The sequence below is a fragment of the Kribbella sp. genome, from assembly GCF_035655035.1.
Taxonomy (GTDB): Bacteria; Actinomycetota; Actinomycetes; order Propionibacteriales; family Kribbellaceae; genus Kribbella.
The window spans coordinates 1-10,534 of sequence record NZ_DASRVN010000526.1 but is presented as its reverse complement, the minus strand read 5'-3'; the positions used below and the strand labels follow the sequence as shown (position 1 = coordinate 10,534).

General features: G+C 71.0%; 7 protein-coding genes, 1 tRNA gene, 1 pseudogene and 1 riboswitch. All 9 genes and pseudogenes read right to left on the bottom strand.

Annotation, left to right across the window (positions count from 1 at the left end):
• Positions 1–1,407, bottom strand: a 1,407-nt coding sequence (locus VFF46_RS28725) for a pyridoxal phosphate-dependent decarboxylase family protein (RefSeq protein ID WP_325040349.1), incomplete at its 3' end; no start/stop codon positions are given.
• 84 nt (positions 1,408–1,491) lie between these two features.
• The gene (locus tag VFF46_RS28720) at positions 1,492–3,441 is read right to left on the bottom strand and encodes a hypothetical protein (protein WP_325040348.1); all 1,950 of its coding nucleotides are present in this window, start codon (positions 3,439–3,441) and stop codon (positions 1,492–1,494) included.
• Between the two features lie 30 nt (positions 3,442–3,471).
• Positions 3,472–3,541 (bottom strand) — tRNA-Gly (locus VFF46_RS28715).
• Between the two features lie 24 nt (positions 3,542–3,565).
• A complete protein-coding gene (locus VFF46_RS28710) occupies positions 3,566–4,864 on the bottom strand; it encodes a serine hydrolase domain-containing protein (protein WP_325040347.1) in 1,299 nt (432 codons plus the stop codon).
• Positions 4,864–7,695: an aminomethyl-transferring glycine dehydrogenase gene (gene gcvP / locus VFF46_RS28705; protein WP_325040346.1), complete on the bottom strand. Its 2,832-nt coding sequence runs from the start codon at positions 7,693–7,695 to the stop codon at positions 4,864–4,866. The genes VFF46_RS28710 and gcvP overlap by 1 nt, the downstream gene beginning before the upstream one ends.
• 83 nt (positions 7,696–7,778) lie before the next feature.
• A riboswitch (glycine riboswitch) is annotated at positions 7,779–7,867 on the bottom strand.
• Between the two features lie 15 nt (positions 7,868–7,882).
• Positions 7,883–8,776 carry a dihydrodipicolinate synthase family protein gene (locus VFF46_RS28700; RefSeq protein WP_325040345.1) on the bottom strand — a complete coding sequence of 298 codons (894 nt, stop codon included), beginning with the start codon at positions 8,774–8,776 and terminating at the stop codon, positions 7,883–7,885.
• Between the two features lie 15 nt (positions 8,777–8,791).
• Positions 8,792–9,409 carry a MerR family transcriptional regulator gene (locus VFF46_RS28695; protein WP_325040344.1) on the bottom strand — a complete coding sequence of 206 codons (618 nt, stop codon included), beginning with the start codon at positions 9,407–9,409 and terminating at the stop codon, positions 8,792–8,794.
• Positions 9,410–9,612: 203 nt separating this feature from the next.
• Complete coding sequence (locus VFF46_RS28690; RefSeq protein ID WP_325040343.1) at positions 9,613–10,107, bottom strand: bifunctional nuclease family protein; 495 nt, start codon at positions 10,105–10,107, stop codon at positions 9,613–9,615.
• 61 nt (positions 10,108–10,168) lie between these two features.
• Positions 10,169–10,534 (bottom strand): annotated as a pseudogene (locus tag VFF46_RS28685) (MerR family transcriptional regulator); the annotation flags it as partial.

The following is a 10,534-nucleotide window of genomic DNA, read 5'->3' as shown; positions in this document are numbered from 1 at the left end:
CACGGTGGCGTTCGGGTTCAGCAAGGTGAGCTTCAGCGCGACCTTCCCCGAGCCGGGCAGCTTGGTGCGGCCGATCAGCACCCGCCCGGAGGTCAGCAACCGGCGCCGTACCTCGCCCTGAAGCTCGTCCGAAGCGTCCTGCCCCGCAACCCGGAACAGCACCGTCGTCAACGTCACGGGCGCCAGCAGCTCGAGGTTGCTGTCGGCAACGACCCGGGCCGCGGCCGCATGCGCCAGCTCGTGGCAGGCGTCCAGCATCGCGCCCAGCCCGGCCCGTCCGTACGCGGTCAGCGTGGTCGCGACCTTCACCGCATCCGGCCGGCGCGTGGTCTGCAGGCTGCGGCCGAGCAGCCCGTCCAGCCCGGAGTCGATGTCGTCCGCCGGGTTCAGGTAGTCCACCGAACGGTCGAGGGCCGCGAACCGGTTCCGGTCCGCGACCAGCAGCACGCTGGTCGCGGCCGGCTGCCAGCCGATCTTGTGCAGGTCCAGCGTCGCCGAGTCCGCCAGCGCCACGTCCGCGAGCAGCGGCGCCAGCCGATCGGAGAACAGCGCCCCGAACCCGTACGCCGCGTCCACGTGCAGCCAGGCGCCGTACTGCCGCGCCAGCGCAGCGATCGGCGCGATCGGGTCGACCGATCCGAAGTCCGTCGTACCTGCGGTCGCGATCACCGCGACCGGCGTCCGGCCGGGCTCGGCCAGCTCGGCGGCGAGGGCGTCGGTACGCATCCGGAAGTTCTCGTCGGCGGGGATCGTGATCGCGGCCTCCTCACCGAGCCCGAGGGCGGCGCAGGCACGCTGGACCGAGAAGTGCGCGAGTTCGGAGCAGAACACGACCGGGCGGTCAAGCCCCTGCAGGCCGCTCCGCCGTACGTCGACACCGGCCGCCGCGGCCGCGCTGTCGCGGGCGATCAGTACCGCGAGCAGATTCGAGATCGAGCCACCGGGCGTCAGTACGCCGTCCGCCTGCGGGCCGAAGCCGGCCAGTGCCGCCAGCGCCTTCACCACCCACTGCTCGATCGCAAGCGTCGCCGGACCGGAGTCGTACGTGTCCAGCGAGGCGTTCGACGCCGAGGCCAGCGCGTCCGCGTCGACTGCGACCTGCAGCACCGGCGGCTGCAGGTGCGCCGCGGCGTGCGGGTGGCTGAGGTCGATGCCGTGCTCGTCGAGCAGCCCCGCGATCAGGTCGAGTGCCGCCGACTCCCCCACGCCGGTCGACGGCACCCGCGGCTCACCGAGCACGTCGGCGGCCCGCCGCAGTACCGTCCCCGGCGATCCGTGCGGCAACGGTCCTCGCTCCCGGTCCAGCACCGTCGAGGCCAAGGGCCAGCGGGCGGCGAACGGATCACGGACGGATCGGGGCGGTGTTGCCGGTGCTGTCACGGCGGACAGCCGCGCGGGCTGCGACATCCAGTTCTCCCGGAAAGTTTGTCGAGTAAGGCAAGCCTTACTAAGGCAGCCCTAACTTTCGTCGGGAGTACAGACCGTGTCAACTCACGCACCCGCGGGAGTGGCCATCCTCACGTTCGCCAGCAACCGCCGGCCGCCATTGGGTGTGCGGCCGTCGCGGTCGAAGCGCTTCCCGGCCGCGACGTCGAGCAGACCGGTCACCGCCGGTTCGAAGCACCCCGGCCGGGGCAGCCTGCCCAGCGTCGGACCGGGATCGCAGTAGCTCAGGTAGAAGATTCCCTGACGCCACGCGGCCGCCGCGTCCTTCAGCCCTTTGGACGAGGTCGGCTGCCGGAGCGCCCACGCGAACGCCCGATCCGCCAGCTCCGGGGCGAGCTCCCGCAGCCAATCGGCGAGGTCGAGCGCGTCGATCAGTACGGCGAGGTTGTGCGTGGTCAGGATCTGGCTCTGCTCCAGCACGGCGCCGTTCGTCCCCACGGCCCGCCGGTTGCACGCCTCGGCGAAGTCGTCGCCGCGGCGCCAGCGGATCCGCGACGTCGGCCAGTCCGGCAGGTCGTAGTACCGGGCGTACAGCGACCCGGCCAGCACCCGGCTCGCCACCGCTGCCGCCGCTCGCCCGTTCGCGGTGAACTCGGCCGCCACCAACGGCAACTCGAGCCCGCCCCGCGCCGCCAGCGCCCCGAACTCGCGGACCAGCGCACCCGGCAGCATCGCCTGCGGGAACGCCCCGAGCGCGACGGTGGTTGTCTCCCGCAACGTCTGTACGGCGGCCCGCACCGCCTGCTCGCTGTGGTCGCGGTACGGCAGCACCGCGTCCACCCACGACAGCTCGCCGAACGACACCTCCTGCTCGGGGGCTCGCCGGAACGCCGCGTAGGTCTGCGCGTACACCAAGGCCAGCGCCGGATCGTCGATGTTTGCCGCCAGCAACTGGGACGTGACCTGCGGAAGGACGTCGGCGAGCACCTCCCCGGAGCAGATCACGCCACGCTCCACGAGATCGCCGATCGGCGCCTCCAACGCCCGCGCCGCCTTGGCCAGCAGGTGATCCGGGATCGCCGCACCGGCCGCCGCCGGCGACTCCGTGCAGTCGACAGGCCCCGCGATCGGCGCAAGCGAGGGCAGGCCGCCCTGGCGCGGGAACGCGTCGAGCCGCGCACTCAGTACGTGCGCCAAGGTCGCGTACGCCGGTTGCGCCGCCACCTCGCGCTGCGTCGTCCGCAAAGCCTCACGCTCCGCGGACCCCGGCGTACCGTGGGCGCCGATCGTGTTCGCGAGCGCGCGCCGGATCCAGCCGACCGCCCGCCCGTCGAGCGCCGAGCTGTCCTCGGGACAAAGCTCGAGCGCCACCCGCAGCCGCGTGAAGTTGCTCTTCGGAGGCCGCGGCCGGTGCAGCTCGGCCGCGAGCTTGTAGTCCTCCAGCCATCGGCGCCGCCGCTCGACCCAGTCGTCCGGCCACACCCGGCACGGCCAGCCGCCGGCCACCACGCCATCGGACAACGAGGGCAGATCCCCGTCGACGGTGTCGCACCAGAGCGCCACCAGCTGGTCGTACAGCGGGTTCCATACCTGCAGCGTCTCCCGCATCGCGGCGATCTGCGGCCGTACCGTTGCCTGCCGCAACTGAGCGCGTACGTCGTCCACGGTGTTCCGGCGTACGACCGCACCCGAAGGCGCCGGACTGAACGTCGGCGTGAGCCGCAACCGGCGCATCAACGGCCGCAGCTCCACCACCAGATCGAGCGCCGCGGCGTGCTGGTCATGCTCGAGCAGCCACGCGACCACCAGCATCGCCGCCTCTTCCGGCGCGTCGATGCGGTAACAGCCGGTGCGCAACGCCTGGCCCAGCTCCGCGAGTCCCTCGTCGCCGAGGTACCGGAGGTTCAACCGCTCGGCATCGGTCTCCGGCACCAGGTCCTGCAGCGCGCCGCACCAGACATCCACCCGCGCCACCGCGCGCCGTCGTACGGCCGGATCGGCGGCCACCAACGCCCGCCCCAGCGCGTGCTGCAACCGATCCGTCGCGTACCCCATCCGAACCCCCGTCCGTTGGACAGCGCTCAGACATGGAGGCAGGAATCGAACCTGCGCCCTCCCGGCGGAACCGGGCGATCTACCCCTGATCTACTCCATGTGGTCTCATGCGGTTGCCTACAGACTACCGTCCGTAAGGAGTTCTGGTCAGGACGAACGTGGCGATGTTCAGCTGATCGACGGATTCGCCGTCGCGAAGCACGTGCAGCGTCTCGCCGGCCAGGTAGCCGTCGCGGCCCTGGTAGCGGTCCGGACCCAGCGGTGAGAGGCGGGTGCTGAGGCCGCCGGAGAGTTGCAGGATGCCGCCGCAAACCGTGATCGTGAGCGGCGTGTTGCCCCAGTACCAGTGGCCGAGCAGTTCGGTGCCTTGGGCAAGGGGTGGTTCGGGCACCCACTCCTGCGTGACCGGTGGCTCGTACCGGGCCAGGATCCGGATCAGGTCCGGCGCCAGCGAGGCCACCCGGCCGTACGTCGCGTTGCCGAGCGTGACCGCGCCGACCCGGCGGACGCGGTCCACGAACAGCCCGGCCAGGAAGCCCGGCATCGAACCGGTGTGCCCGATCAGCAGCTGCGGGTCGTCCGCGATCAGCCGCAGCCCGAGGCCGTACGACGCGGTCAGCCCCTCGCGCGGATCCGCCGCGACCGGCGTCGCCATCTCCTCGACCGAGTCCCGGCTGAGCACCTCGTGCACCGGGTCGATCCAGAACGCGGCATACCGGGCCAGGTCCTCGATCGTGCTCCACAGCTGCCCGGCCGGCGCCATCGCCCCCGAGTCGTACGCCGGCTCCGGGTCGAGCTGCCCGCTGAACGGGTTCACCGAGAACCCGTCCGCGGCCGGCGCCTCCGGGAAGTACGTCGTACGCCGCATCTCCAACGGCGCGAGGATCCGCTGCTGGACCAGCTCCAGCCACGCCGTACCACGGAGGCGCGCGACGATCTCGCCGAGCAGCCCGTACCCGAGGTTCGAGTAGTGGTGCCGCCGATCCGCCGGCCCGACCGCCTGCGCGTCGCTCATCGCCGCGGTCAGTTCGTCGAACGTGACCCCCGGGTTCCGTTCCCACCACGGCCCCTCGGGCTCCGCGTTCATCCCGCCGCTGTGCGCGAGCAGATGCCGGATCGTCCGGTCCCCGAACGCGATCCCCGGCAGATGCTTGCCGACCGCATCGTTCAGTGACAGCAGCCCGTCGTCGCGGCACTGCATCACCAGCAGCGCCGTCAGCGTCTTGGTGATGGACCCGATCCGGTACTGCACGTCCGCCCCCGGCAACCCGCCGTCCCCGGTCGCGAACCGCCCCCGCGCCGCCGTCCACACCAGCGCACCGTCCCGCACCACCCCGGCATTCACCGACGGCAACTTGCTGTCCCCCTGAGCCGCCGCCACCTCGGCGAACAGGGCAGCGGCGGTGTCAGAGCGCAAGGACATTACTCGAAGGCCTCCGGGGCAGGGCAGGAGCAGATCAGGTTGCGGTCGCCGTACGCGCCGTCGATGCGGCGGACCGGCGGCCAGTACTTCGAGGTGCGGTCCACCGAGCGCGGGAACGCGGCCTCCTCGCGAGTGTAAGCGTGTTCCCACTTGTCGTTGATCACCGACTCGGCGGTGTGCGGGGCGTTCACCAGCGGGTTGTCGGCGGCCGGCCATTCACCCGCGGCGACCCGGTCGATCTCGTGCCGGATCGCGATCATCGCGTCGCAGAAGCGGTCCAGCTCGCCGAGATCCTCGGACTCGGTCGGCTCGACCATCAGGGTGCCGGCCACCGGGAACGACATCGTCGGCGCGTGGAAACCGTAGTCGATCAGCCGCTTCGCGACGTCGTCGACGCTGATGCCGGTCTCCTTGGTCATCGGCCGCAGGTCCAGGATGCACTCGTGCGCGACCAGGCCGTTCTCACCGGTGTACAGCACCGGGAACGCGCCCTCGAGCCGCTTGGCCACGTAGTTCGCGGTCAGTACGGCGGCCTTGGTCGCCGCGGTCAGACCGGACGCGCCCATCATCCGGATGTACGCCCACGAGATCGCCAGCACGCCCGCGGAGCCGAACGGCGCCGCGCTGATCGGGCCGACGCCGGACTCCGGCCCGGCCTGGTCGAGCAGCGGGTGGTTCGGCAGGTACGGCGCGAGGTGCGCCGCGACCGCGACCGGACCGACCCCCGGACCACCGCCGCCGTGCGGGATGCAGAACGTCTTGTGCAGGTTCAGGTGGCTGACGTCGCCGCCGAACTCCCCCGGCTTCGCGAGCCCGAGCAGGGCGTTCAGGTTCGCGCCGTCGACGTACACCTGGCCGCCGTGGTCGTGGACGACCTGGCAGACCTCGCGGACGCTCTCCTCGTACACGCCGTGCGTCGACGGGTAGGTGATCATGATCGCGGCGAGCTTCGAGGCGTGCTCGGTTGCCTTGGCACGCAGGTCGTCCAGGTTGATCGTGCCGTCGTCGTTGCCCTTGACAACCACGACCTTCATCCCGGCCATCACCGCGGACGCGGCGTTGGTGCCGTGCGCGGACGCCGGGATCAGGCAGACGTTGCGGTCCTCGTCGCCCTGCGCCCGGTGGTACCCGCGGATCGCCAGCAGGCCGGCGAGTTCGCCCTGGGAACCGGCGTTCGGCTGGATCGAGACCTTCGCGTAGCCGGTCACCTCGGCCAGCCAGCGCTCCAGCTGCCCGATCAGCTTCACGTATCCGGCCGCGTCCTCGACCGGCGCGAACGGGTGCAGGTCCGCGAACTCCGGCCAGGTGACCGGCTCCATCTCGGTGGTCGCGTTCAGCTTCATCGTGCAGGACCCGAGCGGGATCATCCCGCGGTCCAGCGCGTAGTCGTAGTCGGACAGCTTGCGCAGGTACCGCAGCATCGCCGTCTCGGACCGGTGCGTGTTGAAGACCGGGTGCGTCAGGTACTCGGTCGTCCGCGGCACGCTCAGAGCAGCCGCGCCGAGCGTGTCGTCGTACTGCACTCCGAAGGACTGGCAGACCCGGGTCAGCGTCGCGACGTCGGTCTTCTCATCGCAGGAGATGCCGACGTGGTCCGCGTCGACCAGCCGCAGCCAGATCCCGTTCTGCCGGGCGGCGTCCACCACGTCCGCGGCGCGGCCCGGCACGCGGGCCAGGACCGTGTCGAAGATGTCGTCGTGCACGACCTCGACCCCGCTCGCGCGCAGCGAGGCGGCGAGCTTCCCGGCGTACGCGTGGACGCGCTCCGCGATCGCCCGCAGCCCGTCCGGGCCGTGGTACACGGCGTACATCGACGCGACGACCGCGAGCAGGACCTGCGCGGTGCAGATGTTCGAGGTGGCCTTCTCGCGGCGGATGTGCTGCTCCCGCGTCTGCAGCGCCAAGCGGTACGCCGGGGCGCCGTCCGCGTCGACGGAGACGCCGACCAGCCGACCGGGCAGCGACCGCTCGAGCCCGGACCGTACGGACATGAACCCGGCGTGCGGGCCGCCGTAGAACAGCGGTACGCCGAAGCGCTGCGAAGAGCCGATGACGATGTCGGCACCGGCCTCGCCGGGCGCCTCGAGTACGGTCAGCGCGAGCAGGTCGGACGCGACCGCGACCAGCGTGTCCCGCTCGTGCGCGGCCTCGACAAGCGGCTTCAGGTCGCGGACCAGGCCGTTCGAGCCCGGGTACTGCACGAGGAAGCCGAAGAAGTCGCCCTCGGGCAGGCCGTCGGTGGTGTCCGCGACGACGACCTCGATCCCGAGCGCCTCGGCGCGGGTCTTCACCACCGCGATCGTCTGCGCGAAGGTGTCCGCGTCGACCAGGAAGCGGTCGGACTTACTCTTCTTGTTCGAGCGGTGCGCCAGCGTCATCGCCTCGGCGGCCGCGGTGCCCTCGTCGAGCAGCGACGCGTTCGCGGTCGGCAGCCCGGTCAGATCGGAGACCACGGTCTGGAAGTTCAGCAGCGCCTCGAGCCGGCCCTGGGAGATCTCCGGCTGGTACGGCGTGTACGCGGTGTACCAGGCCGGGTTCTCGACCAGGCGGCGGACGATCACCGACGGCGTGAACGTGCCGTAGTACCCCTGGCCGATCATCGAGGTGGCGATCGTGTTCCGGCCGGCCAGCTGGCGGAGCTCGGTCAGCGCGTCCACCTCGGAGGCGGGCTCCGGCAGCCGCAGCGCCTCGGCGGAGCGGATCGACGCGGGGACGGCGGCATCCACCAGCGCGTCGACGTCGGCGTACCCGAGGAGCTGCACCATGCGCGCAACCTCGTCCGGACGCGGCCCGATGTGGCGATCGGCGAAAATTGCAGAGACTTCGGTCATGAAAGAGGCTCCGTTGCTGACAGTGCTTCCGGTCGCCTCCCCCTCTGTCACGCCTGCACCCACGCAGGGCGCTCCAGAGTCGCCTGTGACACTCGGTCCATGGGCCTGAGAGGTTCCGGGGAGGAATTGCCCCTTCGGCGCCCGTGCAACGGGTCTCTCCCGAGTGCTTTGTACGGCGGTTCCGAGGCTACCAGGAATTGCCGAACAGTTCGGGCAGCAGCCGCCGTACGTCGGTCCGGGCAGCCGTGACCTGCTCCGTGGTCGCCGCCTGCATCGGCCACCGCACCCGGGTACCGACGTCCGCCCAGCCGCCGACCGCGGCCAGGAACTTGTCCAGCGCCGGATTCGACAGCCCGGCCTGCTGCAGCGGTACGACGTGGGCCGCGAAGAACTGGGCGATCCGCCGCTCGACGTCGAGGTCCGCCGCGGTCGCGACCGCACCGTCCGGGGAGAGCGCCGCCACGTTCGAGTAGCTGCCGTGCGCACCGAGCAACGACATACTGGCCAGAAAATGCCCCGGCACGAAGATCGCCAGCCCCGACGGCAGCGCCTCGTCGAACCACGCCTTGTCACCACCGGCCGTCTTCAACCCGATCAGACCCGGCACAGCCTCGGCCAACTGACACAGTTGCCGGCCGCCGACCTGGGTCTTCGCATGCGGCGGGTTGTACAGCACCAACGGCACACCATCCGCCGCGTCAGCCACCCGCCGCAGGAACTCGAGCATCTCGGTCGGGTTCAACGGCAACCAGTCCGGCGCGATCACCTGGATCGCTCCGGGCGCGAGTTTCGCCGCCCGCTCGACCCGCGACAGCTGCACCTGCGCCGACGGATGACTCGCGCCGATCTGAAACGGCTTGCCGATCGCGACGAGGATCTCGTTGACCCGGTCGTACTCGTCCTCGGTCAGCGTCTGGAACTCCCCCGCCGTCCCGTGCGCGTACACCCCGGCGACCGAAGTCTCACCCAAAGCTTGAGCCTGAGACTCCAGCCGGTCGAACGAGATCGAGTCGTCCGCGTTCAGCGGTAACAACAGCGTCGCCCACACACCGCGGAGCGAATCGGCAGTGAGTGGGCGCACAGGAAGAAAGTTGGATCAGCCGGTCATCCGAGCGCGACGCCGGGCGGCGAGTTCGTCACCCGCGTGGCCGTCGGAGTCCTCGTCCTCGTGACCGTCGGCACGCTCGGTCGGCAGCTCGGACAGCGAACCCTCGACCTCCCGCCAGACCCCGCCGAGCGCGATCCCGAACACGCCCTGGCCGCCGGCCAGCAGGTCGATGACCTCGTCGGGCGAGGTGCACATGTACACCGACGCGCCGTCGCTCATCAGCGTGATCTGGGTCAGGTCGTCGAAGCCGCGCTTGCTCAGGTGCGCGATCGCGGTCCGGATCTGCTGCAGCGAGATCCCGGCGTCCAGCAGCCGCTTGATCACCTTCAGCAACAGGACGTCGCGGAAGCCGTACAGCCGTTGCGTCCCGGAGCCGGTCGCCGGGCGGACCGACGGCGAGACCAGGCCGGTCCGGGCCCAGTAGTCGAGCTGCCGGTACGTGATCCCGGCCGCGGCGCAGGCCGTCGGACCCCGGAACCCGACGTCCTCCGGCATCGGCCGCAGGTCGTCGTCGAACAGCAGACCCTGGACGCCCGCAGTCTCGACTGCTTCGGCGTGCGCGTCGGAAGCCGACTGCGTCAGATCCGTGTCCCCGGTGCGTGTCACGCCTGAGCCTCCCTGGATACCGACTGGAACGAGCCATCTCCGTGGAGTAACAGCACCCCACGACTTCTTCACGGTAAGCCGCCGCCCGAACCGGGTCAACGACAACCGCACCGAGCCGCGAGCGTGTCGCGACCGCCGTACGAATCGTTACCTAGTCGCTCTTGTCCGTCCCCGCGCCGTCGCGCGCCGTCCGCGGCCCGGGGTCAGCTCTTGTCGAAGTCCTCCGGGGTGACCTGGTCCAGGAACTCCCGGAACCGCTCGACCTCCTCTTCCTCCTGCACCTCGTCGGTGCCGGACTCCTCACTCTCCGGAACCGGGATCCCGGCCTCGGCGAGGATCTCCTCGGTGCAGAACACCGGCGTACCGGTCCGCAGCGCGATCGCGATCGAGTCCGACGGCCGCGCCGAGATCTCGGTCTGGTCGTCGAACACCAGGATCGCCTCGAAGATGCCGTCGGTCAGGTTCACGATCCGGACCTGGCTGAGCGTGTGCCCGAGCACCCGGATGGTCTCCGCGAACAGGTCGTGGGTCAGCGGCCGGGGCGGCTCCATGCCCTGCTGGGCGAAGGCGATCGCACTCGCCTCGGCCGCGCCGATCCAGATCGGCAGGTACCGCTCACCTCCGACCTCCCGGAGCAGCACGATCGGCTGACTCGAGGGCATCTCCACCCGGACTCCGACCACGTCGACTTCGCGCACGCGTCCAGCCTACTCCGCGCCTACGCCCCGGGCAGGCCCGCGGGGTCGGCCTGTGGACGACCTACGGACGTGGCAGCCGGGAGCGGACCAGAGCTGTGTGCAGCCGCACAGTGAGCGCGGCCAGCTCCGCGGTCTGTTCGGTACGGCGCGGCCCGGTGACCTGCTCGATCAGGCCGACCTCACGGTCCGCCGCGGTCCGGAACGCCCGCAGGTGCCGCGGCTCCAGGCCGTACGCCGCCAGGTCGGCCGCGACCTTCGCGATCACGATCGCGTCGCCGCCGTAGTGGTTGCCCGTGGCCACCACCAGGCCGTGACTCTCCAGCTCGTCGAGGAGCCTGGCCGGTACGCCGGCCGCGGTCCGCAGCTCGTCCCGGGTGAGCCGCAGTTCGGTGCCGGTGGCATCGAAGTCCTCGGCGACCGGCTGCCC